The following is a 26,885-nucleotide window of genomic DNA, read 5'->3' as shown; positions in this document are numbered from 1 at the left end:
CCGGGATTGCACGACGATGCGACAAAACACTGAACTGATGCCTTAATTCTCTTTCCGTTAGCTCACAAATCTCACGACACTTGCAAGAACCGCTTGGCTATTACTCAGACATGTCGGCGTTCAGGACGCCGAACATCTCGCTGATTTGTTCCCGTATCCGGGCGCTGTTCTGCAACAATCCCGCTGCATCAGCCAACGGCTTGTGCGGTTGACGATCAATCGGGTTGTCCAATGACAAGCTCAATTGCGCCAGGGTTTCGTACTTCCCTGACGGACCGTTCCGGGCATCGTCCAGCAGCCCGGCCCGCCAAAAGTTCCGCTGGGCTCCGGTTGCGTCGCCGATCTTTCTCAGAACCAAGGCGGCTCCTGCAAAATCCCGACTGCCTACAAGGGCGAGCGCCCGCAAACGCCGGGCGGGGTCCGAGCCATCTCCGGCAAGTTCCATCAGAGCCTGGCGCGATCGACCTTCCCGTAATGCGGCGCGGGCGCGAAGCCGTGATCTTTCCGAGCGCCGGGAGTTGTCATGTTGCCGGTTCGCCAGAGCGTACCCCAACTCTGCAAACCCCAGATCGGTCAGGCGCTCGGATAAGGAAACGGCCGTTTCCAATGCCAAGGTTTCACGCACTTCTTCAGGCAGGCTCAGGACGTGCCTCAGAAAGGTCACGTCGGCTGCGCGCTCGGCCAGCAATTGCAAGATTTGATCGTGCGTTCTGCGCCAGTCCTTGTCATCAGGCGATGCCGAAATCCTGACCAACGCGGCGCCAAACTCCTGGTTCAGACCCAAAGCCAGCGCATGTGTGCGTTCCATCATCGGGCCAATTTCTGATCTGCGGAACTGCACCGCATAGGCGCCGGCAAGATCCAGTTCCTGTCCAGTTACTGCCCCTTGGTCCGACCATCTTTTTTCGATAAGCCGCGCAAGTGCAAGAGGCGCAATTGCGCCAGCGTCAGGCGCGGTTGCCGCTTTCTGCAACAGGTCTTCGGTCTGGTCTGCATTTCCTTCTGCAGCCGCCACACCAGCTTTGGCCATTGTCATCTCGGGCCGGTCGATCTCATCAACACGCCCGACCGCTCTCAAAATACGCCGAGACGCTTCCAGCTTGTCGGCCTCGACAAAGACCTCAGCCACGGCCGCTCCAAACTGGCGCTTGAGATGCGGAGGCAGGCGATAAAAGGAATGCTCGATCTCGTCCGACCGGGCGTCTGCGGTCAAGTGGCCCTCGGTCAGCAAGGCCCACAAGGCGGTGTCGCCACCGCAACGCTGCTGATCTGCAAAAGGATTCGGACTGATCGCCTTCCGGCCGTCCATAACCCGGGCAATCGCTTCGATCCGATCCCATTCTTCCACTCGCTCCGGTGCAAGCTTCAGCACCTGAACGGCTTCTGCACCAAAGCCGTGATAGGCATAAAGCTTTGCCAGCTTTTCGGCCTTGATCGCGTCCAGCCTGTCGAATTCCAGGAACAAGCCAACCCTCAGCTCGGAGACTTGTTGCGGGAAAGGCCGAGTTTCAGACCATGTGTCAAAACCCAGTTCCGCGTTCGCAATGCAGGTCGGCCGGGTTTCAACCTGCTGCAGCGCCGATCGTTCCAGTCCTGACAGTCCGTCCAAGATCGACGAGACATTTAGGTTTTGCGGCAGTTCAATAGGGGATTTCAGCGGCCCAAAGTACCCGGATTGGCGCGCACCAACGCCAGCCAGATCAAGATCGACGACCTCTCGATCCGCCCCTTGCAGAATTCGTGACATCAACTGGGTTTCAAAACTGCGGCGCTTCAACTGCAGCAATGAGGGTGAAAGCTCTGAGCCGAAAGACTGGACCCGGGTGGTTTTGTTCCCGGCAATACCCGATACCGGCAGAATTGGCGGCGGGGCAGCGGTTTCAATGGGTGGACTGTACTCGCCCGGCGCGATGTCCACGACAACCATTGTCTGGCGGTGCAAAAAGGCAGTGGCGATACATTCACAGCCAAAATCCATTTCCAACGCCGCGCCGGGTTCGGACTGGGACAAAGATGTCAATCGCCCCGAGGACAGGCGGTCAAAGGCAGAACTTGTGTCAAATTCCACGTTGTCCAATTCCAAGGACAAACGCGCGCCGTTCGGTTGTTGCGTCAATACCCAACCGGTGTCGGGTGGAACCTGAACGACAATGCGGGTGTAGCCGTCATGTTCCCCGGATCGGACTCTGACGGTTTGCGCCCACGTGCCCGACGCCGCTGCGATCAGAGCCAATGTCAGAGTGAATACGCGTTTCATGCGGCTGCCTGCTTCAATTCCTTCAGCGCATCCTCAAGCTCGGTAAACCCGGGGCGGTTGTGCGTCGGCGTATTCTGGCGACCCACCTCGATACACATTGCCGCGTTATGGTTGTGAAGGTTCGCGACAAGGACTTCCTTGATCAGCTGATAGAAATGGTTGTCTTCCTCGACCACCGCCTTGAGCTTGCCCGCGAAGGGGCCAACCAGGCCATAAGCGAGGAAAACACCAAGGAACGTACCGACCAGAGCCCCACCAATCAGCTTTCCCAACACTTCCGGTGGTTGGTCGATCGAGCCCATCGTCTTGATGACACCCAGAACGGCCGCCACAATCCCAAGCGCGGGCAGCCCGTCCGCTACGGTCTGCAATGCGTGGCTGGAATGCATGGCGTGATGAAAATTCGCTTCCATCCGTTTTTCCAGAACCTCTTCGACCTGATGAGGATCGTCGTAGTTCATCGCGGCCGACCGCATGGTGTCGCAGATCAGGTCCACCGCCTCCTTGTCGGCCTGGATTTTGGGATAGGTCGAAAACAGGTCCGAGGATTGGGGATCCTCAATATGCTGCTCCACCTCCACGGGGTTGGCGCGCGCGATGCGGATGAGCGAGAACAGAAGGCACAGCAGATCCCGATAGTCTTCGGGTTTCCATTTCGGGCCTTTGAAAACCTTTCCCATGTCCTTGGCCGTGTGTTTGACCGCGCTCATGTCATTGCTGATCAGAAATGCGCCAATAGCCGCGCCGCCGATCATCATCATTTCGAAAGGTAGCGACTTCAAAATGATCGCCATCTTGCCCCCGGCAGCGAGATATCCGCCGAAAACCATGACGAAGATACAGGCAATTCCAATCAGTCCAATCATGCGAAGTCTCCGGCGGTTTGGAAATCGGGGTGGCAGCACATTTCAGCTATTCCTCCGGCGCTGATGCATTGCGGCCAGCCATGACGACACTAATCGTGTATGCGGCTTCGGGGCTGAGCCCAGCCATCACACCTGCCGCAGCATCAGGTGGCATTCGAGACAGAAAGCCCGCCGCAAAAACGGGGTCCATCGTTTCGAACAAGGCCGCAGCATCCTTGGGTTTCATGTTCTGATAGACATCCGTAAGACGCGTCAGATCGGTTTCTGCGGCCTTGTCGGCTACTGCCAGCGTCTCGCGCAAAGAGTCTTCCGCATCCTGCAGCGCGGCCAGTCGGCTTTCGATTGCAAACTGTGCGATTTCCTGAGCCCTTTCCTTGTCCAAAAGAAGTGCCTCCCGGCGGTTCAGGTTTTCTTCTCGGCGCAGCAATTCAGTCAAAAGAACCTGCAAATCGGCCTCTGAAGTTCCTTCTGCCATGGACCCATCTGTTGGGGACTTGCCTGGTTCGACGCTGCGGGCCAGCGCCGGGCCTGCCTCCAGCCCCAAACGAATTACCGCCGACCCGATCATCAGCAGCGAAATCACGGTCAGAACGCCGCCGCGCGACCGTTTTGACCCGTTCTGCTTCGGCACCTTGGTCATTGTGATGTTCTGCCCTGCACCCGTGCGTGGCGAAAGAACATGATCCCCTCCGGGGCTTTTGACTGCCCGGCGTTCGTTTCTGTTACCGGCGCGACGGTTGTTTCGGATTTGGTCGTCGTCTTGGGTTCTCCAGCTTCGGACTCCTCCGCTTTTTCTTCTTGATCGGGCGAGCTGTCCTCAGCGATGTGCACAGGTTCCGACGTGGTCTCGGTTTTGGCAGAATCGTCCGGGATCACGTCGTGCATCGATGCCATCATCAGTTCCAGACGTTGGGCGACTGATTCCGCACGCTCGGTCAGGGCCTGCAGCGTTTCTCCTGACCGATCAGACGCCACGCGCGCGGACTCCAGCGAAGTCTTCAGCTCGTCCGCTTGCGCCGACAGAACGGACACCGCTCCGCCAACACCCTTCTCAAGATCGGTAAACCGTTTCAGGCGCCGGGCCAGAACAAAGCAATACAGCCCCGCACCAAGTGCGCCTGCGACCAGCAGAATATCCGCTATCAGTTCCAACTTCGCCTCCTAGTTCAAAACGAATTCCATGACGAGGACATCGCGCACGCGTCCTTCGCCGACCACGATTCCAATACGCCGCAGCAAGTGGCCCCGGATTCGGACCAGCGCCAGAGAATCCTCAAGATCGCTCAGCTCGACCGCGCGCAAATAGTTGTTCAGCACGTCCATGATTCGCGGCTGCATCTTTTCCACTTCACCAACATGGTTTGCGTTCACCTCAAGCTGGGCGTGAAACTTCAGGTGGCGAGAATCGCCCGCATCGACTGAGATGATCACCGGAGGCAGATCGACAAATGCGACATTGGGCAAAGCGTCTGCGGATCTGCCCTCACCCTTATCCGCCGCCTCAATCGGCGAGGCTTTGGTACCGATTGGCAGCAGGCCAGAGCTGGTGACAAAGAACCCGGCCGCCGCACCCGCGACAGCCAGAATCACCGCAATGATCATGCCCTTTTTCCCCGACTTCTTAGGGGCTTCTGCCTCTTCTGTTGTTGCGCCGGTCATGACGTCCTCATCCTTGCGTTCGACAAGTGTCATAACCCCGCAGGGACTAACCGATTGTTAAGGGCAATCGTTCAAACATGGGGCGAGCCGCACAGAATGTCGGCGAGTCGGAGGTGAGCGTGCAGCAGATCGGAGCTGTCTGGGCAAGTTTGGACAGGCGCAAGCAAATCATAGTGGCCGGCGCCGTCGTGCTGGTGTTCCTGGGTGTTCTCGCCATGTCGCGAATTGCAACGGCGCCTTCGATGACATTGCTTTACGCGGGGCTGGAAAGTGGTGCCGCCGGGGATATCGTGCGTTCGCTGGATCAGCGGGGTGTTCCTTACGAGATCAAGGGTGGTTCAATCTATGTCCCCGGGCGACATCGGGACGAGCTGCGCATGACTCTGGCCAGCGAAGGGCTGCCGACGAACGGCAATCGGGGATATGAGCTGTTGGATTCGCTCAGCGGCTTCGGCACCACGTCGCAGATGTTCGACGCCGCATACTGGCGCGCAAAAGAAGGCGAGCTGGCGCGGACGATTGTCGGCAGCCCTCATGTCAGCCAGGCACGCGTTCATATCGCCAATGGATCGTCAAACCCGTTCCAGCGCAGCGTTGCGCCGACTGCATCCGTCTATCTGGTGCCGTCCGGGTCTCAGATTACCGGCGATCAGGCCAAGGCGATCCGGTTTCTGGTTGCCTCGGCGGTCAGTGGGCTGGCTTCGGAAAATGTCGCGGTAGTCGATTCAAACGGCACGGTTATCGGAGTGCAGGATACGGTTACCGCTACCGACACGTCGGATGACAAGGCGAACCAGCTGCGCGAACGCGTTTTGCGCTTGGTCGAGGCTCGTGTCGGCGCTGGCAATGCTGTGGTTGAGGTCAGTGTGGATACAGTGACCGAGACCGAGTCGATCCGCGAGCGGCGCTTCGACCCCAAGGGACGCGTCGCCATCAGCACGGATGTCGAGGAACGGTCGGACAGTGCGCGCAATCAGTCTGCCGAGGTGACTGTTGCCTCCAACCTTCCGGACGGTGATGGGGCGGGCGGCGACGAATCCAACTCGACGACCACCCAGACCCGTGAACGGGTGAATTACGAAGTGTCCGAAACCGAGCTGGAGGTGCATCGAGCGCCCGGTGCGATCAAACGGTTGACGGTGGCGGTACTTGTGAACGGCACGCGTACCGTCGGCGCAGACGGCGTGGATACATTCGAACCTATGCCTCAGCCCGAGCTTGATGCGCTGGAGGAATTGGTGGCGTCAGCCGTTGGCTTTGATCCCGAGCGCGGAGATGTCATTACACTGAAGTCACTGGATCTGCCTGCGGTTGAACCACGGGGCACGTTAGCAGCGGCATCGCTGTGGCAGAAGATCCATCTCGACGCAATGGCGTTGATCCAGATGGCTGTGTTGGCGCTTGTTTCCCTTGTTTTGGGTCTGTTTGTAATCCGGCCGATCCTGACGAACCCGGCAACAGCTCCGTCCCTGCTGCCCGCAGGCGTTGAACCGCAGGCGGATGCGTCACCCTACCTGGTAGGAGAGATCGCCACCGAAGACTCTCAGGACTTCGCCCCGCTGCCCAATCAAAGCCAGCAGAATGTCCCAGCGCTGACCGGAGGTCAAAGCGAGGATGCGGTGGACCGCCTGCGTGCCATGATCGGCGACAAGCAGGAGGAGACAGTTGAAATCCTGCGCAGCTGGCTTGAAGAAAGCGAGGAGAAGGTGTGATGTCCATTGCCCATCTCCTTGAGGACTTTTCGGTTCAGGTCGGCACCGGCGCGATACATCTGCTGGACGATGACGCGCTAGAGGAGCAGCGTCTTGCCGCATTCGAGAAAGGATACGGCGCGGGTTGGGAAGATGCCGTTCAGGCGCAGGATCAGGGGCGCGATCAGCTTAGCGCCGAATTGACCAGCGCGTTGTCGGACCTGTCCTTTACTTATCACGAGGCGTTGACCCGTATGACGCTGTCACTGGAACCGATGTTTCAAAGCCTCGTCCAGACGGTTCTGCCGGAGATTTTGGATAAAGGTTTTGCGGCACGTCTGGTGGCCCAGTTGTGCGAGCTGGCGAAAGATCAAATAGGGCAGCCGATGATCCTGCGGGTGCCCGTCGGAACAGCTGCGCAGGTTGAACCGCTGATCCCGCAGGATTTGTCTCCGCAACCTCAGGTTATCGAAGACACGGCGCTGCAACCAGGTCAGGCCAGACTGCATGTCGGCTCCGCCAGGTCCGAGATGGACTGCGGAGCCTTGCTGACCGCCATTTCCGGCGCATTCGACGCCTATGTATTTGAAGCAAAAGAGGCTTTGTCAAATGAGTGATCCCCAAGCCCAGAAATCCGAAAAATCCAATCCGTTCGAGACCGTTCCGATTGAAGTGACCGTCTCTGTCGGCCGCGCGCGCCCGCTGATCCGCGATTTGCTGAACATGGGTGAAAACGCCGTTCTGACGCTTGACAAGCGGATTGAAGACCCGGTGGACCTGTATGTCGGTGATCGCCTTGTTGCCCGCGGATTACTGGAAGAAATGGAAGGCGATCAGGCCGGGCAACTTGCAGTACGCTTGACCGAGATTGCGGATTTGCAGAACGGGATCGGATAATGCGCCATCTGATCTGGCCGGCGGCAGTGGTTCTCCTGTTGCCCTCGATGGCCGTGGCGCAGGAGTTGTCGCTGTCGCTGGGCGATGGCGGTTCGATTTCGGCCCGGACCATTCAGCTTATCCTGTTGATCACGGTGCTGAGCCTTGCGCCGGGGATCGCGATCATGATCACCTGTTTCCCGTTCCTCATCACGGTGCTGGCAATCTTGCGGCAGGGCATCGGATTGCAGCAATCGCCACCCAACATGCTGATCGTCAGCCTTGCGCTGTTTCTGACCTATTTCATCATGGAGCCCGTGTTTTCGGAAGCCTGGACCATTGGTATCAAACCCCTGGTTGACGAAACTCTGGAAGTGGAACCCGCCTTGGAGCGCGCCTTGATTCCCTTTCGCGAGTTCATGGCGGCCCGTCTGGATACAGAGACGTTCCAGGCCATGGCGTCATTGCGACCGGATGGAGAGGCGATGCAGCTATCGCCCAAGGCGCCATTGTCGGTGTTGATGCCTTCCTTCATGCTGTCGGAAATTGCGCGGGCCTTTCAGATCGGGTTTCTGATCTTCCTTCCGTTTCTGATCATCGACCTGGTCGTGGCGGCCGTCCTGATGTCGATGGGCATGATGATGGTCCCGCCGGCCACTGTTTCCTTGCCGTTCAAGCTTGCTTTTTTTGTGATTGCCGATGGGTGGGCCCTGATCGCAGGGGCATTGGTGCGCAGTTACGCGCCATAACGCCTAGTGCCGAGTGATCTGCAAACGGGCGCGCAGGCCCTGATCGCCCGCTTCGAATTGCAGCGTGCCGCCATGTTGTTCGGCCACGGTCGTGGCGATCGTCAGCCCCAACCCGAACCCGTCGGACGACCCGGTATTCGAGCCACGTCGAAATGGTTTCAGCAGCGCCTCGATGTCTTCGACGGACAGGTCGGTTCCCTTGTCCTCGACAATAATGGTGGCAGTCTGCGCGTCTGTCTCCAGCGTGACCTCGGCGCGGCGGCCGTATTTCAGCGCGTTGTCGATCAGGTTCGTCAGGGCGCGTTTCAACGAGATTGGACGCGCCGTGACCAGAATGCGCCGGGTTTCGGTCAAAGACCCCCGGCCCCGGCGCGACATGAAGACCGACGGCGCCCCCTCGACGATCACCGGCGCTGTTTCCTTCAGGGTCACGGGCTGGCCCATGTCCTGATAATCGGCAACCATCGATTCCACGAGGGAAGTAAGAGAAATCTGGCGCGGTTCCTCGACGCTCAGTTCGGACCGGGTGTAAGTCAGAACGCTTTCGATCATGCCCGTCATCTGGTCAACGTCAGCTTCAAGCTTTTCGCGCAGTTCGTCATCGGGGATCAGCGCCGCGCGCAATCTGACACGGGTCGCTGGCGTGCCCAGATCATGGCTGACGCCCGACAGCACGATGGCACGTTTTTCCAGCTGTGCGCGTTCGGCATCCAGATGGGCATTCACTGCGGAAACGATATCCCGCAACTCTTCCGGACCGTCAGCATCATAGCTTTCGGGCCCGCCCCGGCGCCTGCGGTCCCTCAGGGCCTGCGAAAAGCGGGTAAAGCTGTCCGAGACATTTCCGATCGACGTCAGAATGACGGCCAGTGTCACTACCGCTGCAAGAATGGCTGGCAATCGAAGATCTGCCGGGGCCGCCTTGCATCCCCAGATATCCGTTCCGTCCACCTGCTGCCACGGGCCGCGACCGAATTGCGCGATCAGGATGGGCTCGCTGCAATAGGTTGCCAATAGGCGCGTCAGGTTGCCCATTTTCTCGGGCCCGGTCTGGTCGCTGCCAGATACGATACCTGAAATCGGATACACCAAACGGTCCGACATCACGGCCAGAGTCAGCTCGCGCCCGCTCAGCGGAGCGGAACTGTCGGTCAGGATAGACAGGTTGGTGACAAATCGACGACCGGAAAAACCGGGCATCTGTTCGAACATGCCGGCCTGCGCCAGGGCGGCGGTCTCGGCCGGCAAGGGCGCAATCGTAATCCCGGGGGTTTGGCCCAGCCCCGTTCGCAACTCTTCATAGACGGCAAAACCGGCTACGAAGGATCGCGTCAGGTATCTGTCCCAGGCTTGCGACGATGCAAACCACAATCCGGCCGACAGCATTCCCGAGGCAAACCCGGCCAGTGACCATACCCAGCCCAGACTGCGCAGGCGCAGGGTCATGTGTCCTCTTCCACCACGACGTCAGCCGCAAAGACATATCCCACGCCGCGCTCGGTCCGCAACATGTGCGGATCTTTCGGGTTGGCCTCGATCTTCGAGCGCAGACGACCCACAAGCATGTCGATGGCACGTCCTTGTGCCTCGGGCTTGTCCGCTTCGCGGGTGACGTCAAGGGCGGCGGCGATCTCGTCTCGGGTCAGTGGGATATGCGGGTTGGCCAGCAAGACCTTGAGCAGGGCAGTTTCCCGCTGTGACAGGGACACCAGATAGCCTTCGGGCGAATGCACTTCATCCCGCTTGCCGTCATAGATCCAACCACCAAACCGAAAGGTGCGGGTCCGGCGACGATAGGCCAGGGACGGAGTGCGTCGCGCCCGCTGCATCACGGCCCGGACGCGGGCCAGCAGCAGCTGGGGGTTGAACGGTTTGGCAATGTAGTCATCGGCACCGACTTCGTAACCGGCCATACGCTGATGATCTGCCGAAAGGGCCGAGACGAGAATGATAGGCACATCCTGTTCGCGTCGCAGGCGGGCGCAGATTTCCACGCCGTTCTCGTCACCCAGCATCACGTCCAGCAGGATCAGGTCGATGCGCCCGGATGTCAGATGCCGCTGCACTTCGGTCTCGGAACTGGCGGGCAGGGCGATGAAACCGTTCTGCTGAAAGAACTGGGTCATCATCGAACGCATGTCCGGATCGTCATCCACCACCAAGAGTCGCGGAATGCTCACGCTGCTTTTCCTCCCAATCTGCCCTCCGGTGTTGCCGCCAATTGTAACGTTCTGCAACGGATTCAAGGTCAACGTAACATGCTGTAACAAAAGCGGTGAAAATTTCCCGTTTGTCAGTGCTTTGACCCGGATTATCCGTTGTCAGACGGCATAATGGCCTCAGAATGGCGCACATGGCTGCCGTCTGGGCGGCAAGAAATTCTCAGGGAGGAGACAAGAAATGAAACGTTTTGCATTTGCCACCGTGTCGACTTTGGCCGTTGCGGCCGGGTCGTCCGTTGTGGCGGAACCGCAGGCGGAGGTTCTGCACTGGTGGACATCCGGCGGCGAGGCCAAATCAGTGGCCGTTTTGCAGGAAGAGTTCGCCTCGAACGGCGGTACCTGGACCGATATGCCCGTCGCGGGCGGCGGCGGTGATGCCGCGATGACCGCACTGCGTGCACGTGTCCTGGCAGGTAACGCACCGACCGCGGTTCAGCTGAAAGGCCCTGCGATTCAGGAATGGTATGAAGAGGGCGTGCTGGCTGACATTTCGAACGTTGCCGAAGCCGAGGGCTGGGCCGACGTTCTGCCCGCGTCGATCGCTGGTCACATGATGTGCGAAGGCACGTGGTGTGCCGCCCCAGTGAACGTCCATCGCATCGACTGGATCTGGGCGAACGCTGACGTTCTGGCCGCAAACGACATCGAAATGCCGACCACATGGGACGAATTCAACGCCGCGGCAGAAAAACTGCAGGCTGCTGGTGTGATCCCGCTGGCGCATGGCGGTCAGGCTTGGCAGGACGCCACCGTGTTCGAGGCAGTTGCTCTGGGTCTGGGCGGGCCGGAGTTCTATCAGAAGGCTCTCGTTGATCTCGACCCCGAGGCGCTGACCTCTGACACCATGGTTCAGGTTTTTGACCAGATGCGCACCCTGCGTGGCTTTGTTGACGAAAACTTCTCGGGCCGTGACTGGAACCTTGCCACCGCAATGGTGATGAATGGCGAGGCGGCATTCCAGATCATGGGTGACTGGGCCAAGGGTGAATTCCTGGCCGCTGGCAAAACCCCCGGCGAAGATTTCCTGTGCGCCTCGACCCCCGGCGACGGATATCTGTACAACGTCGACAGCTTTGCCATGTTCGAAGTAGAAGGCGACGACAACCGCGCCGGTCAGGAACTGCTGGCCAAGCTGATCGTGGCACCGAACTTCCAGGAAGTGTTCAACCTGAACAAGGGCTCGATCCCGGCGCGGACCGATGTGGCGCTGGATGCGTTCGACATCTGCGCCAAAATCTCGGCCGAAGATATGGGCTCGACCTCGGCTGGCGGTTCGTTGCTGCCGTCCTACGCGCATGGCATGGCGCTGCGCGGGTCGCAGGCCGGTGCGATCACCGACGTTGTGACCGCGCATTTCAACTCGGATATGTCCTCGGCTGACGCGGTTCAGCAACTGGCGGACGCAGTGGCAAACAGCTACTGATCCAATACGCTCTGCCCCCTATACTGCGGGGCAGAGCATCTTTCCCCGGAGGCTAAAATGTCCGAATGGCTGGAAAACCACCTGCCCAAGGTGGTGCTGGCACCGTCGTTCATCGCCGTATTGATCTTTGTCTACGGCTTTATCGGATGGACCGCGTGGGTGTCGCTGACACGATCAAAACTACTGCCGAAATACGAGATCAAGGGCTTCATCCAGTATGAACGCCTGTTCGACTCGCCCCGCTGGGATACGGCGATCAACAACCTGTATATCTTTGGCGCGCTGTTCATCGTCATCGCGATGGTACTGGGCCTGTTGCTGGCCATTCTGCTGGATCAGAAGATCCGCGTCGAAGGAGCGATCCGCACCATCTATCTGTACCCTATGGCGCTGTCGATGATCGTGACCGGTACAGCGTGGAAGTGGATTTTGAACCCGGGTCTGGGCATCGAATCCATGGTGCAGGGGTGGGGTTTTCCAAACTTTGAATTCGACTGGCTGGTGAACCCCGATTACGCGATCTACACCATCGTGATTGCCGCGATCTGGCAGAGCTCGGGCTTCGTCATGGCGCTGTTTCTGGCTGGCCTGCGGTCGGTGGATGGAGAGATCATCAAGGCCGCGCAGGTCGATGGTATCCCCACTTGGCGCATCTATACCGCAATCATCATCCCGTCGATGGCCCCGATCTTCCTGTCCGCCTTCATTGTGCTGGCCCACCTTGCGATCAAAAGCTTTGATTTGGTTATTGCCTTGACTGGTGGTGGCCCGGGCTACGCGACCGATCTGCCCGCCACCTACATGTACGCCATGGCGTTTTCGCGCGGCGACATCGGTCAGGCGGCGTCGTCCGCGATGATCATGATGCTGGTCGTCTTTGCCATCGTGGTTCCCTACCTTTACTCAGAGCTGAGGGCGAAAAATGACTGATCTGTCAATGCCCCAAACACAAACCCGCTCGCAGAGAGCCACCGGCAAGATTGCCTTGCGTTGGCTGCTCTATGTCCTGCTGGGCCTCTTCGCGCTGTACTACCTGATGCCGCTGTTTGTGATGGTGACCACATCGCTGAAAAGCCTTGAAGAAATCCGCACCGGGTCCCTGATCTCGCTGCCGCGCGAAGTCAGCCTCGATGCCTGGAAAACCGCATGGTCCAGCGCTTGTACCGGTATCCAATGTGAAGGTCTGCGGCCCTATTTCTGGAACTCCGTCCTGATCGCGGTACCGGCGGTTGCCCTTTCAACCCTGCTGGGCGCGCTGAATGGCTATGTCGTGGCGCAGTGGCGGTTCAAAGGGGCCAACATCATCTTCTCGCTGATGTTGTTTGGTTGCTTCATCCCGTTTCAGGTGGTCCTGCTGCCGATGGCACGTCTGCTGGGTATCATGGGCATCGCGGGCACCATTCCGGGCCTGATCTTTGTCCACGTGATCTATGGCCTTGGTTTCACCACGCTGTTCTTCCGCAACTACTATGTCACCATTCCGTCCGAGCTGACCAAGGCGGCGCGCGTCGATGGGGCTGGTTTCCTGCGGATTTTCTGGTCGATCTTCCTGCCATTGTCTCTGCCCATCATTGTGGTGACGGTGATCTGGCAGTTCACGCAGATCTGGAACGACTTTCTGTTCGGTGTGTCGTTCAGCCAGGCGGGCACGCAGCCCGTGACCGTGGCGCTCAACAACATCGTAAACTCCACCACCGGCGTCAAAGAGTACAACGTCGACATGGCCGCCGCGATCATCGCGGGGCTGCCGACGCTGCTCGTCTATGTCGTTGCCGGTAAGTATTTCATCCGCGGCCTGACCGCCGGTTCCGTGAAGGGATAAGACCCATGGCTCCCATCCTCGATATCAACAACCTCTACAAGAATTACGGCGCGACCGAGATTCTGAAGGACATCAACATCTCGATCGAACCGGGCGATTTCCTGGTGCTGGTCGGCCCGTCGGGTTGCGGCAAGTCCACCCTACTGAACTGTATTGCAGGGCTGGAGCCGATCACCGGCGGGACGCTGGCCATCGGGGGGAAGGACATGACCCATGTCAGCCCCAAGGATCGCGACATCGCCATGGTGTTCCAGTCCTATGCGCTGTACCCAACCATGTCGGTGGCCAAGAACATCACCTTTGGCATGAAGGTGCGCGGCGTCGATGCCGCCACGCAGGACGCGAAGCTGAAAGAGGTCGCCTCCCTGCTGCAGATCGAGCAATTGCTGAACCGCCGTCCCAGCCAGTTGTCGGGAGGGCAACGTCAGCGTGTGGCAATGGGCCGGGCGCTGGTGCGCGATCCAAAGCTGTTCCTGTTTGACGAGCCGCTGTCGAATCTCGACGCCAAGCTGCGGGTTGAGATGCGGACCGAAATCAAGAAGCTGCACCAGACGCTGGATGCCTCGATTGTCTATGTGACGCATGATCAGATCGAAGCGATGACATTGGCGACCAAGATCGTGGTACTGAAGGGCGGGATCGTGCAACAGATCGGCAGCCCGGCCGAGATTTACAACAATCCGGCCAACTTGTTCGTAGCCGACTTCATGGGCTCACCCGCGATGAACCTGATCCCGGCGAAAGCAACAAAAAACGGATCCGGAACTCAGATTTCGATAGCCCGCGAAGCTGGAGAGCCTCTCGTGCTCACCGACGCGCGCGACCTGTCATTGCCACCGGATGTCATTCTGGGTCTGCGCCCCGAAGACATTGCCGAGGCCGGGTTTCGGGCCGGTGCTGGCGTGCAGGAGGCCGCCTGTCTGGTCGACATGGTCGAACCTGCGGGCGCGGACACTTACGTGGTTTCTGAACTGGGTGGCAAACAGGTGACGGCGCGTCTGCATGCGGAAACCAGCGCGCAGGCGGGTGAGATGCTGAATCTCGCTTTCGATATGAGCAAGGTTTCCTATTTCGCGAAAGAAACCGGTGAACGATTGAACTAAGAAAACAGCCGCGCGAGGTGATCGCGCGGCTGTTATTCAGAAAAACGCGGACCGTATCAGCCGGTCTTGTTCAGGTCCTTGATCAACTGGTTCAGATTGCCTTTGCGTGCATCCAGCATCGCCCCGATCTCGGTCCGTTCGGTCAGCAGCAGGTTCACGCCTTCGATAAACATGTTGAAGAATTTGCCTTTACCGGATTTGTCCGACACCAGGAAGGTCACGTCAAACGGCGCCGAACCCTGCAGCTTGACCGAGGTTCTGACCTCATACCCAGCCTTGATCTTGCGCGCATTGCGAACGGTCACTTCCCCGCCGATGAATTCGCGGAACCGGCGGCCGTATTTGCGCGAGATATAACGCTCGAACGCCTTGGTGAACTGGCGCATCTGGGAAGGGGACGCGCTGCGGGCTTCGACACCCAGGGCATAGCGCGCCATGATCGGCACGTCGCCATATTGTACAAAAATCTTCTGGAAATCTCGCAGCATAGCGTTTTCGGATTTGCCGGACTCGATGACACGAGTGATATCGGCGACCACGCTATTGACCAGTTGCTTGGCACCGTCCTCGGTCAACGCAAATGCGGGCAGGGGTAATGTGACAGCCGCCAGCCCGGTCAGGGCCGTTGCGACAAATCGGCGACGGTTCATCAGGTTATTCGGCATAGGGGTCCTCGTAAGGGTCGAGATAGGGGTCTCTGACGGGGTCGGTCCCGGTTACGGCATAGGGGTCGTCATACAGTCCCAGATAGGCCTCTTCGTCATCCCTTGCCAGTTCGAAGCGACGGTTTTGCAGATAGATCAGACGAGCCTGCGCGTAACTGTCTGCACTTTCATACAAAATCGAGTCGACCGTATCCGAGAACCGGCCCCGGTCACCCATCCGCCGGACGATCTCGGCATAGACACCCAGGTTGTCCGCCGGGCGTGTCGGGCTGAAGTTAATCGGATTCGAAAAGAGATTGACCACAACGCCCACGGCATCGCGCGTGGTCGACGGGCCATAGAAGGGCAGCTCGACATACGCGCCTTCGCCAAAGCCCCAGACATGCAGCGTTTCGCCAAAGTCGGTATCCACAGGGGGCAGGTTCAATTCATCCGCGGGCGACGACAAGCCTGCACCGCCAACTGTCATGTTGATGACAAAGCGCAGCAGCGCGTTGCCGGACTGCTTGAGATTGCCCTGCAGCAGGTAATCGACTGCTTGTCCGGGCAAAGTCAGGTTCTCGGCAAAAGTGCTGAAACTGGTGACCATGGGGTCGGGCACGATTTTCACATAGCCCTTCGAGGCCGGGCGAAACAGAAACCGGTCGACCCCCAGATTGAACTTGTGAATGCCACGGTTCGCATTCTCGTAAGGATCGAAGATCTCACCACGGGCCGCTTCTTCCGGCGGCTGCGTTGCGCAGGCGCTCAGCACTGCCATGACGGACAGCGTGAAAAAATGTTTCAAACGGAATCTGCTCGACACGGTCTTTCGTTACTCCAGATCGCCAGCTCAATGTTGTCCGGCATTCAATCGATACTGCTGCGGCCGGGCGGTGGGGCCTCAAGTTGCTGACACATAAAAGTTTCAAACTGGAATTGAAACACCTAGCCTTTAACCCGACAAACACAATCCGGTAAAGTGACCGAAATCACCACTGCCGGAATAAGAGAACTTACGCTCAGATCGTGGCAGATGACGAAAAAGCCGGTTTCCGACTTTTCGAAGCGCGCCATCCCGGTTAGCGTCCGCGCGAGTCGAAATTTTGATGAGGATCAACTCATGAGCATCGCAGCAAAACTGGACAGCCTGGGCGTCAATCTGCCGGACGCACCTGCGCCGGCGGCGAATTACGTACCCTTCGTGCGCGTCGGTAACATCGTTTACGTCTCGGGCCAGATTTCCAAGGCCGAAGATCTGATCACCGGTAAGCTGGGTGAGAACATGGATGTGGAAGCAGGCGCGGCTGCGGCACGGGTTTGCGCCATCAACCTTCTGGCACAGGTCAAGGCGGCCTGTGGCGGCGACATCGATAAACTGGTGCGTGTGATCAAGTTGACCGGGTTCGTGAACTCGACAGCCGATTTTACGGCGCAACCGCAGGTGATCAATGGCGCCTCCGATTTTTTGGTCGAAGCACTGGGTGAAGCCGGTCGCCACTCGCGCTCGGCTGTCAGCGCCGCGTCTCTGCCGTTGGGTGTTGCCGTCGAAATCGAAGGCATTTTCGAGGTTCAATGACACCGCCTCTGCCAGCAGAGTTCCTGCAAAGCCCGATCGCGCATCGGGCACTGCATGACAAATCTGACAACCGCCCGGAAAACAGCCGGGCGGCAATCCGTGCCGCAGTCGACGCAGGCTATGGGATCGAAATCGATCTGCAACTTACCGCCGATGGTCGGGCGATGGTCTTTCATGACTATGACTTGGCCCGTCTGACCGGCCAGCCGGGTCCGATCCGTCAGATCAGCGCCGAACAGGCCCAGGCCACGCAATTGCTATGCGCTGACGACGGCATTCCGACACTGGACGAGGTATTGGAACTGGTCGCCGGAAAAGTGCCGCTGCTGATCGAATTCAAAGATCAGGACGGGGCCATGGGGCCAGAAATCGGGATACTGGAGCAGGATGCGATCCGTGCCTTGAAGGGATACGATGGTCCGGTTGCATTAATGTCCTTCAACCCGCACAGCGTCGCGGAACTGGCCCGGCTGGCCCCGGATTTGCCGCGCGGGCTGGTTACCAGTGCCTATGACCCCAACGGTTGGGCACTGCCCGCCGAAACCTGTGAAAATTTGCGCGCCGTTCGGGATTTCGATCGCGTTGGTGCCAGCTTCATCAGTCACGACGTAAAGGATTTGGACAGTCCCCGCGTGGCCGAGCTGAAGGCGCAGGGCGTGCCGATTCTGTGCTGGACCGTTCGTTCGCCCGAACAAGAGGCGCTGGCGCGCAGAGTTGCCGACAATGTGACATTCGAGGGTTATTTGGCACCGCATCCGGGTTGATCCCACCCCGCGCCGTCACAGATAAAGGTCAGGCGCGGAGGGGACATGGATCAGGCACAAATTGAAGTTCGGGTTCTGAGCTCGCTTTCGCAGATTTCTGCGGTCGAGTGGGACAGTTGCGCCTGCCCTGAAACAGCCGATGGCGGACGCCCGTTGGATCCGTTCACGACACATCGGTTTTTGTCCGCACTTGAGGAAAGCGGCTCGGTTGGGCGCGGTACGGGTTGGCAGCCCCAATACCTGACCGCATATCTGGACGGAATGCTGATCGGCGCGGCGCCGATGTATGCAAAATCCCACAGTCAGGGCGAGTACATCTTTGACCACAGTTGGGCGCACGCCTACGAGAGCGCCGGGGGTCGATACTATCCGAAACTGCAGATCGCGGTTCCGTTTACCCCGGCCACCGGGCGGCGGTTTCTTGTCCGGCCCGGATATGACGCTGTGGGCATGTCGGCGCTGGTGCAGGGGGCAGTGCAACTGGCCGCCGAAAACAGGGTATCATCCTTGCATGCCACGTTCTGCACCGAGGCCGAAGCGCTGGCGGGTGAGCAGATGGGACTGTTGCCGCGAACCTCGCAGCAGTTTCACTGGCTGAATGGCGGCTACACGGATTTTGATGGGTTTCTGGCCGCCCTGTCGTCCCGCAAGCGCAAGAATATCCGCAAGGAGCGGGCGCAAGCCTGCGGATTTGGCGGCGAAATTCGTACTCTGACCGAAGCTGACCTGCGTCCCGAACATTGGGATGCCTTCTGGCGCTTTTATCAGGATACCGGGTCCCGCAAATGGGGCGCGCCTTACCTGACCCGCCAATTCTTTGATATTGCGCAGGAAACATTGGCCGGGGACATGGCCCTGGTCCTGGCCGAGCGCAATGGCTACCCGGTCGCCGGTGCATTGAACTTCATTGGGCGCGAAACGCTTTTCGGGCGTTATTGGGGCTGTGTCGAGCATCACCCCTGCCTGCATTTCGAACTGTGTTATTATAGGGCGATCGACTTTGCCATTGCTCACGGCCTTGCCCGTGTCGAAGCCGGTGCGCAGGGCGAGCACAAGCTGGCGCGGGGCTATTTGCCCACCCGCACCTACAGCCTGCACTGGATCGGCGATCCGGGATTTGCGGACGCTGTTGCAAAATATCTGGACGCCGAGGCCCATGCAGTGGGAGAAGAGATCGAGATTCTGACGGATTACGGCCCGTTCAGAAAATCGAACCCGGAGGAACAGCAATGACCGAACTATTGTCGACCGAGACCCGCGGGCCGCTGCTGGACCCGCTGTTCAGAAATGGCTGGACCATGGTCGAAGATCGCGATGCGATCACCAAGACCTTCATCTTCGAGGATTTCGTCCACGCCTTCGGCTGGATGACCCAGGTGGCGATTTTTGCCGAGAAATGGAACCACCACCCCGAATGGTCCAATGTCTACCGCACGGTCGAGGTGGTGCTTTCCACCCATGATGTAGGTGGCCTTTCGGCTCTGGACGCCAAGCTGGCACGCAAGATGGACAGTCTGTTAGCGATCACCGCGTGATCCCATACCGCCTGCCAGCAGTGCAGCGGTACCCATCTGTTCGAACTCGGCCGGCGTCACCGTGCCATCACTGACGTTGATATTGCCCGGAATTCTGATCGTGCGGTTGCCGACAGACCGGACGCTTCGCGCGGCCGGGTTGATGTCCAGGCAGCGTGTCTTGTAGCAGGTCAGCCCGCTGGTATTGATCTGAATGCGTTCCTGCCCGTCCGGGCCCGTCACCACGGGTGCCTGCGGCACGTCGCACGCCGCCAGCAGCGCAACCGCGCCCAATCCGATCCATCTGTTCATTTTACGCTCCTGCCGCTAGTCCAAGCGGCCATTGCCATCCAGATCAGCCGCGTTGAAATCATCGTTCATCTGCGAGTCGTACTCTGCTCTGGAAATAAGGCTGTCCCCATTCCGGTCAACGGACTGGAACTGTTTGATATCCAGAAACGGCTTTGCTTCGCTCAGACCAAGGGTTCCGTTCTTGTCATCGTCCATTTCCTGAAAGGCATAATCCGAGAACGCATTGAATTCGTCTTTGGACAGAAATCCGTCATTATTCGTGTCGATGGCTTTCAACTCGGCTTCGTGCAGCTCTGCGACGCTCTCGGCCATTGCTGCGCCGGTCATCATCAGGGTCAGGATCACTGGTGTTACGGTTTTCATCTCAGCTCTCCTCAGCATGCGTATCTCTGGCCTTCGAAACCACCGGCGGCCGCGCCCGCGGCTGTCAGAATGGTCTTGCCCGACCCGCCGCCAAACTGGTTGCCGATGGCGCCACCGATCAGCGCACCGCCCAATGTTCCGCTGAGGCACGCAATCTCGTGCTGGCGCGCAGCCTGTTGTTGTGGTGTCGGGGCCGGGCCACAGGCCGCCAAAGCGCCCGAGCAGCCCAAAACAAGCGCAATTGCTTTAAACTTCATCAACAAACTCCCTGATTGTATGCGCCAAGTATTCGCACATCAGAGCGTTGTATCAAGTTAAATAGGTTTCATATGGCCCCGGGCAGCGCCGGGGGCCCAGGGGATCATACCACCTTCAACAACCCTTCGCCTGAAGAAACCTCGCAGGTGCCCGGGTTTTCTTCCAGATTCAGCGCCACGACCTGGCCATCCTCAACCAGCATCGCATAGCGCCTGGACCGGGCGATAAGCCCGACCGGTGGCGCGTCAAAGTCCATGCCTACCGCCTTGGTGAATTCGGATGTGGCATCAGCCAGCATGGTCAGGCCAGCATTGGTGGCGCTGGTGGCCTCGCCCCAGGCATTCATCACAAAGGGGTCGTTGACCGATATGCAGATGATTTCATCCACACCTTTGGCATCGAACTGTTCTTTTGTACGAATGAAGCTGGGCACATGCGTATTTGTGCAAGTGCCGGTAAACGCGCCGGGGACAGCGAAGATGACGACCTTGCGCCCCTTTGTCTTGTCTGAAATCCGAACTTCTTCCGGGCCGTTCGCGCCCATCTGAAGCAGTGTGGCGTCAGGCAGCGTGTCACCTGTTGAAATCATTTTTGTACTCCTGTCGTTTGGATTTGCAGAGTCGGTCCCAGCCGCAATATAGGTGAGCGAGCGAAGGTGACCACAGAAAGAAGACAGGCTGGGAGGAACATGAGCCATATTGTCGTGATCGGTGCCGGGCAGGCGGGTGCATCGCTTGTCGCAAGACTGCGCAAGGACGGGTTCGAGGGCGATATCACCCTGATCGGGGCCGAGCCGCATCTGCCCTATCAGCGCCCACCCTTGTCCAAGGCCTATCTGCTGGGCGAGATGGAGATGGAACGCCTGTTCCTGCGTCCCGAGAGCTTTTATGCCGAGAACAACATCACCCTGCGTCTGGGCGAACGCGTGACCGCAATCGATCCGCAGGCCAAGACGGTGACTGTGGGCGATGAGGTAGTCCACTATGACGAACTGGCCCTGACCACCGGTTCCGACCCGCGCCGTCTTCCTGCTGCCATTGGCGGCGAGCTGGGCGGTGTCCACGTGGTGCGTGATCTGGCCCATGTCGACGAGATGGGCCCGTACGTCACCGAAGGCGCGCGCGCCCTGATCGTGGGTGGTGGTTATATCGGGCTCGAGGCTGCGGCGGTCTGCGCCAAGCGCGGGGTCAAGGTGACTCTGGTCGAGATGGCCGACCGTATCCTCCAACGGGTCGCCGCGCCCGAGACCAGCGACTATTTCCGCAGCTTGCACGGCGCATACGGCGCCGACATCCGCGAAGGGGTCGGGCTGGATCGCCTGCTCGGAGAAGGTGGCAAGGTTACCGGCGCTGTACTGTCTGACGGCACCGAGCTGCCGGTCGATTTCGTTGTCGTCGGTGTAGGCATCGCGCCGTCGACGCAACTGGCCGAGATGGCGGGGCTGGAACTGGACAACGGCATCAAGGTCGATGCCCATGGCCGCACATCTGATCCATCGATCTGGGCAGCGGGCGACTGCGCGTCGTTCCCGCATCAAGGCAATCGCATTCGCCTGGAAAGTGTGCCCAACGCCATCGATCAAGCGGAAATCGTGGCTCAGAACATGCTGGGCGCGGCGCGCGACTATGTTGCGACGCCGTGGTTCTGGTCGGATCAGTATGACGTCAAGCTTCAGATCGCGGGCCTGAACACCGGCTATGACCGCGTGGTGACCCGTCAGGGCGAAGGGCAGACGGTTTCCTTCTGGTACTACAAGGGCGATCAGCTGATCGCCGTGGACGCGATGAACGATCCGCGGGCCTATATGGTTGGCAAGCGGTTGATCGACGCGGGCAAAACTGCCGATCCGGCCATCGTGGCCGATCCGGATGCGGATCTGAAACCGCTGCTCAAGGCGTGAGGATCATCGCCGGAGAGTTCCGGGGCCGGGCCTTGGCCTCGGTCGGCAAGGGGGATGTGGGGGCGCATCTGCGCCCCACTACCGACAGGGTTCGCGAAAGCCTGTTCAATGTGCTGACGCATCAGATCGATTTCGAAGGTCTGCGCGTGTTGGATCTGTTTGCCGGCACCGGCGCGCTGGGGCTTGAGGCGTTATCGCGTGGCGCGGCGCATGTCACGTTTGTCGATGACGGGCGTGCGGCGCAGAGCCTCATTCGCAAGAATATCGATCTGACCCGCAGCGCCGACCGCACCGAATTGATCCGGCGGGACGCGACCCGCTTGGCCGACAATCCGGGGGCACCTTGCGATTTGATCTTCCTTGATCCGCCGTACGGCAAAGCGCTGGGTCAAAAGGCAGTGGCGGCGGCGGTTTCCGGCGGATGGGTGAGTGACAAAGCCCTTTTGGTCTGGGAGGAAAACGCCCCGATGGTTGCCCCCGACGCGTTCGACCTGCAGGGCTCGCGGAAATACGGCGATACGCATATCTCCTTGATGTGGCGGAATGTTTCAGGCTGAAACAGGCGGAGGCCCACATGCACGATTTGGTCATTTTTGATTGCGACGGCGTACTTGTTGACAGTGAACCATTGTCCAATCAGGTGCTGGTCGAGAATCTCGCGCAATTTGGGTTGAACCTGACCCTTGAAGACAGCGTTGGCTTTTTCCTTGGCGGTACTATGACCGGCGTGCGCGACAAGGCGCGGGCGTTGGGTGCGGATTTACCGGACAATTGGGTCGATCAGGTTTATGCCCAAACCTATGACAGACTGCGCGCAGGCGTGTCTTTGGTGGCGGGCATCCCCGAATTGATCCAAAGGCTTGATCAACAGGAAATTTCATTCTGCGTCGCTTCAAACGGCAGCCGGGACAAGATGAAAATCACGCTGGGACAGAACGGATTGTGGGACCGATTCAGCGACGTGATGTATTCGGCACACGAGCTGGGAACCGCCAAGCCTGATCCGACGATGTTTCAAAAGGCAGCCGAACGGTTTGGGGCGACCTCTGCGGTTGTCATCGAAGACAGCCAGAATGGCGTAACCGCCGCGATCCGCGCCAATATGCGCTGTCTGGCCTATGCGCCGCACGGGGACGGTGCGAAGCTGGCAGACCTTGGTGCTGAACCATTTACCGACATGGCAGAGGTTCCGGCGCTTTTGGGTATTTGAACCGATCGTGCTAATATCCGGTCCATGGACCGTGCACTGACCCCTCCGCTCTGGACCTTTTCACGGGATGTCGAAACCGTGACCGGGCCCGAGCCCAAACCCCTGCGCGCGCCGGTCTTCATCCAGGATGCACTTACACCCTGGGGTAATGAGACTTTGCTGCTGAAAATCCTGCGCGAGCAGGCCGCGGATCAGGACGAATAGGTCGGGTGGAACTTTCCGCCCGGTGACAGGGTGAAGATTTCGACCCCATCCGCCGTAACACCAACCGAGTGTTCGAACTGCGCAGACAGTGATTTGTCGCGAGTAACAGCCGTCCAGTCATCGGCCAGGGTCTTGGTCTCGGGGCGGCCCAGATTCACCATTGGCTCGATCGTGAAGAACATGCCCTCTTCCAGCTTTGCGCCGGTTCCCGGACGACCGTAATGCAGCACATTGGGCGGTGCGTGGAACACGCGACCCAGCCCATGACCGCAGAAATCGCGCACGACACTCATCCGATGTGATTCGACATAGGACTGTATGGCATGACCGATATCGCCGAAGGTATTGCCCGGCTTGACCATTTCGATGCCTTTGAACAGCGCGTCATGGGTCACCTGGATTAACCGCTCGGCCTTGCGCGGCAGCTTTCCTGCGACAAACATGCGCGAAGTATCGCCGAACCAGCCGTCGACGATGACGGTGACATCGATATTCAGGATATCGCCATCTTTCAGCTTTTTGTCGCCGGGAATTCCGTGGCAGACCACGTGGTTGACCGAAATGCAGCTGGCGTGCTGATAGCCCTTGTATCCGATGGTCGCCGACTTTGCGCCCGCATCCTCGACCATCTGCGTGATGATCCGGTCAATCTCGCCTGTGCTTTGGCCGGGAAAGACGTGCTCTGCAATGTCGTCGAGAATCCGCGCAGCCAAGGCCCCTGCCGCGTGCATGCCGGCAAAGTCACCCTGTTCGTAAATGCGGATACCGTCCTTGGTCAGACGGCCACGATGTTCTTTCATCGACGCTAGGCTCCAAATGTTTCGCGCAGCACTCCTTTTACGCTGCTTGTGCAGAAAGTACCAGAGGGCGCGCAGTTACAATATCAAGTGCTCGGCGGCCAAACGCCTCATCTCAGGTGGACCCTCGCGACCGAATGAAATAGCACAAGGTAAACCCTACCCGGTTGCGTAAATGAGAGAAGGGCGCGCAGATGCTAAAAGCTGACCAGCTAAGGGCCGAGATCGCCAGCATTGGTGACCTGCTCAAAAACGGCCGACCGGAGCGGGCTTTCAAACGTGCAACCAAGGCCGCAAAGAAGTGGCCAAACGTGCCGGCCCTGCCAAGACTTGCGGGTTTGAGCGCAATCCAGCAGCAAAAGTTCAAGCTGGCCCAGACGCATTTCGAACAGGCCTGGCGCCTGGATCCGGCAAATCCGGAATTGATTCAGAATTACGGCCTGAGTCTGGTTCAGGGCGGAGATGCGGACGCAGCTCTGCGGTTCCTCGCAAAGATTGGTGCCAAAGCCCCTTTGACACCGCCGCAGCAGTTCATCCGCGCAATGGCGTTGCTACGCGAAGGTGAGCCTAAGAAATCTTTGGCCGCAATCGAGCAGGTGCTCGAACACCAGCCGGCGAATTTGCAGGCGCATTGCCTGCAGGCAGACATACTGGATGAACTGCGTCAGTGGGACCGCGCCATCGATGTGCTGACCGCTCTCGTCGGACAGAATCCGAAGTTCCACTATGGACAACTGCGTCTGGCCAAGGCTCTGGTCGGCGTGGGTCGGCTGGATGATGCGCTGACATATGCTCGCGCCGCATTTGAAATGGCACCGGCACATCCCGAAACGCTTGAGTTCATGGCAAAGCTTCCGAACCTGTCGCCGGATGACCAATCGGCTTTGAAAACCCAGGTTTCATCGGCGCTTGGCGCCGCCATGCCCAACCGGGAAGCTGCCGCGATGGTCTGCTTCGCCGCCGCCAGTCTGGCGCAGCGGGACAAAGACACACCGCAGGAGATGCATTTTCTCGGCGAAGCGCACAAGCTGTTGCGAGAAGGCTTTCAGAATTGGGAATCCCGTAGCGCGAAGGAATGCCGGAAACGGCTGGCTGCGCCCCTACCCGTTGCGGCAGTTGATCCGCACCCGGATGCCGCGCGCCCGATCTTTGTCGTCGGCCTGCCCAGATCGGGCACAACGCTTGTCGAACGCATTCTGTCGGCACATTCCCGTGTTCAGGGATTGGGGGAGTTTGCCAGCGTTCACCAATGGGCCAGAAAGGCCGAAGCGCAGCCCTCGGAATTGCGGCAGGCGCAGAAACTTACGGATTTCTATAGCAATAATCTACCCGAACTTGCCGATAACACTGTGGCCTTTGTGGACAAGGCCCCCGGCAACTACGCGTTCATTGGTGCCATGGCTCAGGCCTTCCCGAACGCGGTCATTCTGAATGTTCAGAGGGACCCAAGAGATATCGCCCTTTCCATGTGGCGCACACATTTTGGGGCCGCAGGGCTCTATTTCACACATGACCTGAATTGGATGGCGGCCGAGGCCAATCGCTATCGCCGCTACATGCTGCATTGGCAAAACGAGCTGCCGGGTCGCATCCACGACATCCAATACGAATACCTGGTCGAAAACCTGAACGATGCCGCCACCAAGCTTGCACGGATTTGCGATCTGCCCTTCGAAGACGCTATGTTGTCGCCACAAAAATCTTCGGATGCGGTCAGGACGGCCAGCAGTTTGCAGATCAGAAAGCCGGTCAGCGCGTCCTCGGTCGGGCGCTGGCGGACGGTGGCGATCCAGCTTGACCCGTTTATTCAAGGCCTGGATGCGGAATTGTGGCCGGATCTGAAGGAAGAAAACTAAGTCGCAGCAGGCCGTCGGTTCCGTCACATCCTCGCCCGGGCGTTGAATAGGGCTCTAAGAACCGCTTTTCAAATAGGCTGCCTCATCCGGTTTACATCCACCCAAACGCCCTTGGGCGAAATGCGCGTTCCATAGACCAAACGCTCCACTCCCTTGGCCTGTGCCACCTCGAACGCGGTGGCGTAAGCCGGGTCGATATCTGACGCCAGCGCAAAACGGTCGCAATCCGTCCGCTGCACCAGATACAGCATGACTGCCCGGTGCCCCTGCGCCACCATGGCTGACAACTCGCTCAGATGCTTGGCGCCGCGGGCGGTAACACTGTCCGGAAACTCGGCCAGACCCGGCTGGCGCGAAAGGGTGACGCTTTTGACCTCGACATAGGCATCCGGCAATCCGGGTTGGGTCAGCAGAAAATCAATGCGGCTGTTTTCGCCGTACTTCACTTCGGCGCGCACGCTCTGGTACTGCGCCAATTCGGGAAGCTCTCCGGCCTCCAACGCAATGCGTAAGGCCTTGTTCGGAACCGAGGTATCAACCCCTGTGAAATGACCGTTTTCATGATCGACCAGCCGCCAGCCGAATTTCAGCTTTTTCTTCGGATCGTCGTTCGGTTCCAGCCAGATTTTCTCGCCCGGCTCGGCCAATCCCATCATCGAGCCGGGATTGGCGCAGTGGGCCGTTACTTCGCGTCCATCCTCCAATATGCAGTCGGCCAGAAATCGTTTGTAGCGGCGGATCAGGCGGGCGGGAACAAGAGGGGTTTCAAATCGCATGGCCAACGGCCTATACCTGCCCAGACAGTCGATCAAGAGG

The 26,885-nt window shown here is 59.0% G+C and carries 32 protein-coding genes; 17 read left to right on the top strand and 15 right to left on the bottom strand.

What is annotated here, in order from left to right:
• Positions 1 to 100 precede the first annotated feature (100 nt).
• The 5 genes from AC2TEL_RS04130 to AC2TEL_RS04110 are packed head-to-tail and all read right to left on the bottom strand — an operon-like array spanning position 101 to position 4,815.
• Complete coding sequence (locus AC2TEL_RS04130) at positions 101 to 2,257, bottom strand: hypothetical protein (protein ID WP_480902069.1); 2,157 nt, start codon at positions 2,255 to 2,257, stop codon at positions 101 to 103.
• On the bottom strand, positions 2,254 to 3,123 hold the full coding sequence (gene motA / locus AC2TEL_RS04125) for a flagellar motor stator protein MotA (RefSeq protein ID WP_480838284.1): 870 nt from the start codon (positions 3,121 to 3,123) through the stop codon (positions 2,254 to 2,256). The genes AC2TEL_RS04130 and motA overlap by 4 nt, the downstream gene beginning before the upstream one ends.
• 46 nt (positions 3,124 to 3,169) lie before the next feature.
• Positions 3,170 to 3,763 (bottom strand): MotE family protein, encoded by a 594-nt coding sequence (locus AC2TEL_RS04120; RefSeq protein ID WP_480902066.1) that lies wholly within the window; start codon positions 3,761 to 3,763, stop codon positions 3,170 to 3,172.
• Positions 3,760 to 4,275: a hypothetical protein gene (locus AC2TEL_RS04115; RefSeq protein ID WP_480902064.1), complete on the bottom strand. Its 516-nt coding sequence runs from the start codon at positions 4,273 to 4,275 to the stop codon at positions 3,760 to 3,762. The genes AC2TEL_RS04120 and AC2TEL_RS04115 overlap by 4 nt, the downstream gene beginning before the upstream one ends.
• Positions 4,276 to 4,284: 9 nt before the next feature.
• Positions 4,285 to 4,815: a flagellar basal body-associated FliL family protein gene (locus tag AC2TEL_RS04110; protein ID WP_480902062.1), complete on the bottom strand. Its 531-nt coding sequence runs from the start codon at positions 4,813 to 4,815 to the stop codon at positions 4,285 to 4,287.
• 86 nt (positions 4,816 to 4,901) lie between these two features.
• Between AC2TEL_RS04110 and fliF the strand changes: the two genes are divergently transcribed.
• The 4 genes from fliF to fliP are packed head-to-tail and all read left to right on the top strand — an operon-like array spanning position 4,902 to position 8,098.
• Positions 4,902 to 6,494 carry a flagellar basal-body MS-ring/collar protein FliF gene (fliF, locus tag AC2TEL_RS04105; RefSeq protein WP_480902059.1) on the top strand — a complete coding sequence of 531 codons (1,593 nt, stop codon included), beginning with the start codon at positions 4,902 to 4,904 and terminating at the stop codon, positions 6,492 to 6,494.
• A complete protein-coding gene (locus AC2TEL_RS04100; RefSeq protein ID WP_480902057.1) occupies positions 6,494 to 7,090 on the top strand; it encodes a FliH/SctL family protein in 597 nt (198 codons plus the stop codon). Before fliF ends, AC2TEL_RS04100 begins: the two co-directional genes overlap by 1 nt.
• Positions 7,083 to 7,370 carry a FliM/FliN family flagellar motor switch protein gene (locus AC2TEL_RS04095; RefSeq protein ID WP_480838272.1) on the top strand — a complete coding sequence of 96 codons (288 nt, stop codon included), beginning with the start codon at positions 7,083 to 7,085 and terminating at the stop codon, positions 7,368 to 7,370. Before AC2TEL_RS04100 ends, AC2TEL_RS04095 begins: the two co-directional genes overlap by 8 nt.
• On the top strand, positions 7,370 to 8,098 hold the full coding sequence (gene fliP, locus AC2TEL_RS04090) for a flagellar type III secretion system pore protein FliP (RefSeq protein ID WP_480902055.1): 729 nt from the start codon (positions 7,370 to 7,372) through the stop codon (positions 8,096 to 8,098). Before AC2TEL_RS04095 ends, fliP begins: the two co-directional genes overlap by 1 nt.
• Before the next feature lie 3 nt (positions 8,099 to 8,101).
• On the opposite strand, the gene AC2TEL_RS04085 is transcribed toward fliP, so the two are convergent.
• Both AC2TEL_RS04085 and AC2TEL_RS04080 read right to left on the bottom strand, forming a co-directional pair.
• Positions 8,102 to 9,544 (bottom strand): sensor histidine kinase, encoded by a 1,443-nt coding sequence (locus tag AC2TEL_RS04085; RefSeq protein ID WP_480902052.1) that lies wholly within the window; start codon positions 9,542 to 9,544, stop codon positions 8,102 to 8,104.
• Positions 9,541 to 10,278 (bottom strand): response regulator transcription factor, encoded by a 738-nt coding sequence (locus AC2TEL_RS04080; RefSeq protein ID WP_480838266.1) that lies wholly within the window; start codon positions 10,276 to 10,278, stop codon positions 9,541 to 9,543. Before AC2TEL_RS04080 ends, AC2TEL_RS04085 begins: the two co-directional genes overlap by 4 nt.
• Positions 10,279 to 10,498: 220 nt before the next feature.
• Between AC2TEL_RS04080 and AC2TEL_RS04075 the strand changes: the two genes are divergently transcribed.
• Genes AC2TEL_RS04075 through AC2TEL_RS04060 form a run of 4 tightly spaced genes read left to right on the top strand, consistent with a single transcriptional unit; the run spans position 10,499 to position 14,668 of the window.
• A complete protein-coding gene (locus AC2TEL_RS04075) occupies positions 10,499 to 11,743 on the top strand; it encodes an ABC transporter substrate-binding protein (RefSeq protein ID WP_480838264.1) in 1,245 nt (414 codons plus the stop codon).
• A 57-nt stretch (positions 11,744 to 11,800) separates the two neighbouring features.
• Entirely contained in the window at positions 11,801 to 12,673 is an 873-nt protein-coding gene (locus AC2TEL_RS04070; protein ID WP_039543053.1) for a carbohydrate ABC transporter permease, read from the top strand.
• On the top strand, positions 12,666 to 13,565 hold the full coding sequence (locus AC2TEL_RS04065; RefSeq protein WP_480902051.1) for a carbohydrate ABC transporter permease: 900 nt from the start codon (positions 12,666 to 12,668) through the stop codon (positions 13,563 to 13,565). Before AC2TEL_RS04070 ends, AC2TEL_RS04065 begins: the two co-directional genes overlap by 8 nt.
• Positions 13,566 to 13,570: 5 nt before the next feature.
• A complete protein-coding gene (locus AC2TEL_RS04060; protein ID WP_480902049.1) occupies positions 13,571 to 14,668 on the top strand; it encodes an ABC transporter ATP-binding protein in 1,098 nt (365 codons plus the stop codon).
• 56 nt (positions 14,669 to 14,724) lie between these two features.
• On the opposite strand, the gene AC2TEL_RS04055 is transcribed toward AC2TEL_RS04060, so the two are convergent.
• Both AC2TEL_RS04055 and AC2TEL_RS04050 read right to left on the bottom strand, forming a co-directional pair.
• A complete protein-coding gene (locus AC2TEL_RS04055) occupies positions 14,725 to 15,333 on the bottom strand; it encodes an MlaC/ttg2D family ABC transporter substrate-binding protein (RefSeq protein WP_480838258.1) in 609 nt (202 codons plus the stop codon).
• Positions 15,323 to 16,093: an MlaA family lipoprotein gene (locus AC2TEL_RS04050; protein WP_480902047.1), complete on the bottom strand. Its 771-nt coding sequence runs from the start codon at positions 16,091 to 16,093 to the stop codon at positions 15,323 to 15,325. The genes AC2TEL_RS04055 and AC2TEL_RS04050 overlap by 11 nt, the downstream gene beginning before the upstream one ends.
• 342 nt (positions 16,094 to 16,435) lie before the next feature.
• Here AC2TEL_RS04050 and AC2TEL_RS04045 point away from each other — a divergent pair, with 342 nt between their 5' ends.
• From AC2TEL_RS04045 to AC2TEL_RS04030, 4 genes are read left to right on the top strand one after another with little or no spacing between them, the layout of a single operon-like run.
• The gene (locus AC2TEL_RS04045; RefSeq protein ID WP_480902045.1) at positions 16,436 to 16,891 is read left to right on the top strand and encodes a RidA family protein; all 456 of its coding nucleotides are present in this window, start codon (positions 16,436 to 16,438) and stop codon (positions 16,889 to 16,891) included.
• On the top strand, positions 16,888 to 17,655 hold the full coding sequence (locus AC2TEL_RS04040; RefSeq protein WP_480902043.1) for a glycerophosphodiester phosphodiesterase family protein: 768 nt from the start codon (positions 16,888 to 16,890) through the stop codon (positions 17,653 to 17,655). The genes AC2TEL_RS04045 and AC2TEL_RS04040 overlap by 4 nt, the downstream gene beginning before the upstream one ends.
• 45 nt (positions 17,656 to 17,700) lie before the next feature.
• Positions 17,701 to 18,888 (top strand): GNAT family N-acetyltransferase, encoded by a 1,188-nt coding sequence (locus AC2TEL_RS04035; protein ID WP_480902041.1) that lies wholly within the window; start codon positions 17,701 to 17,703, stop codon positions 18,886 to 18,888.
• On the top strand, positions 18,885 to 19,190 hold the full coding sequence (locus AC2TEL_RS04030; RefSeq protein WP_480838248.1) for a 4a-hydroxytetrahydrobiopterin dehydratase: 306 nt from the start codon (positions 18,885 to 18,887) through the stop codon (positions 19,188 to 19,190). Before AC2TEL_RS04035 ends, AC2TEL_RS04030 begins: the two co-directional genes overlap by 4 nt.
• Here the strand turns inward: AC2TEL_RS04030 and AC2TEL_RS04025 are convergent.
• The 4 genes from AC2TEL_RS04025 to AC2TEL_RS04010 form a co-directional block, all read right to left on the bottom strand.
• Positions 19,173 to 19,481, bottom strand: a complete 309-nt coding sequence (locus AC2TEL_RS04025; RefSeq protein ID WP_480838246.1) for a hypothetical protein — start codon at positions 19,479 to 19,481, stop codon at positions 19,173 to 19,175. The two genes, AC2TEL_RS04030 and AC2TEL_RS04025, sit on opposite strands and share 18 nt — an antisense overlap.
• Before the next feature lie 15 nt (positions 19,482 to 19,496).
• Positions 19,497 to 19,844 (bottom strand): EF-hand domain-containing protein, encoded by a 348-nt coding sequence (locus AC2TEL_RS04020; protein ID WP_480838244.1) that lies wholly within the window; start codon positions 19,842 to 19,844, stop codon positions 19,497 to 19,499.
• Positions 19,845 to 19,855: 11 nt separating this feature from the next.
• Positions 19,856 to 20,101 (bottom strand): glycine zipper 2TM domain-containing protein, encoded by a 246-nt coding sequence (locus AC2TEL_RS04015; protein WP_480838242.1) that lies wholly within the window; start codon positions 20,099 to 20,101, stop codon positions 19,856 to 19,858.
• Between the two features lie 104 nt (positions 20,102 to 20,205).
• On the bottom strand, positions 20,206 to 20,691 hold the full coding sequence (locus AC2TEL_RS04010; RefSeq protein ID WP_480902039.1) for a redoxin family protein: 486 nt from the start codon (positions 20,689 to 20,691) through the stop codon (positions 20,206 to 20,208).
• 99 nt (positions 20,692 to 20,790) lie between these two features.
• On the opposite strand from AC2TEL_RS04010, the gene AC2TEL_RS04005 reads away from it, so the two are divergent.
• The 4 genes from AC2TEL_RS04005 to AC2TEL_RS03990 are packed head-to-tail and all read left to right on the top strand — an operon-like array spanning position 20,791 to position 23,416.
• Entirely contained in the window at positions 20,791 to 22,002 is a 1,212-nt protein-coding gene (locus tag AC2TEL_RS04005; RefSeq protein ID WP_480838238.1) for an NAD(P)/FAD-dependent oxidoreductase, read from the top strand.
• On the top strand, positions 21,999 to 22,559 hold the full coding sequence (gene rsmD / locus AC2TEL_RS04000) for a 16S rRNA (guanine(966)-N(2))-methyltransferase RsmD (protein ID WP_480838236.1): 561 nt from the start codon (positions 21,999 to 22,001) through the stop codon (positions 22,557 to 22,559). Before AC2TEL_RS04005 ends, rsmD begins: the two co-directional genes overlap by 4 nt.
• 17 nt (positions 22,560 to 22,576) lie before the next feature.
• Positions 22,577 to 23,212 carry an HAD family hydrolase gene (locus AC2TEL_RS03995; RefSeq protein ID WP_480838234.1) on the top strand — a complete coding sequence of 212 codons (636 nt, stop codon included), beginning with the start codon at positions 22,577 to 22,579 and terminating at the stop codon, positions 23,210 to 23,212.
• A 24-nt stretch (positions 23,213 to 23,236) separates the two neighbouring features.
• Positions 23,237 to 23,416: a hypothetical protein gene (locus AC2TEL_RS03990; protein ID WP_480902037.1), complete on the top strand. Its 180-nt coding sequence runs from the start codon at positions 23,237 to 23,239 to the stop codon at positions 23,414 to 23,416.
• On the opposite strand, the gene map is transcribed toward AC2TEL_RS03990, so the two are convergent.
• The gene (gene map / locus AC2TEL_RS03985; protein WP_480838230.1) at positions 23,404 to 24,216 is read right to left on the bottom strand and encodes a type I methionyl aminopeptidase; all 813 of its coding nucleotides are present in this window, start codon (positions 24,214 to 24,216) and stop codon (positions 23,404 to 23,406) included. The genes AC2TEL_RS03990 and map overlap by 13 nt on opposite strands.
• A 191-nt stretch (positions 24,217 to 24,407) precedes the next feature.
• On the opposite strand from map, the gene AC2TEL_RS03980 reads away from it, so the two are divergent.
• Positions 24,408 to 26,069, top strand: coding sequence for a tetratricopeptide repeat-containing sulfotransferase family protein (locus tag AC2TEL_RS03980; RefSeq protein WP_480902034.1), 1,662 nt, complete (start codon positions 24,408 to 24,410; stop codon positions 26,067 to 26,069).
• Between the two features lie 68 nt (positions 26,070 to 26,137).
• Here the strand turns inward: AC2TEL_RS03980 and sfsA are convergent, their stop codons facing one another.
• Positions 26,138 to 26,845, bottom strand: a complete 708-nt coding sequence (gene sfsA / locus AC2TEL_RS03975; protein WP_480902032.1) for a DNA/RNA nuclease SfsA — start codon at positions 26,843 to 26,845, stop codon at positions 26,138 to 26,140.
• Positions 26,846 to 26,885: the final 40 nt, after the last annotated feature.

It is taken from the genome of Ruegeria sp. HKCCD9138, from assembly GCF_057220975.1.
The sequence above is the reverse complement of the archived record's forward strand: the minus strand, read 5'-3'. Positions and strand labels throughout refer to the sequence as shown.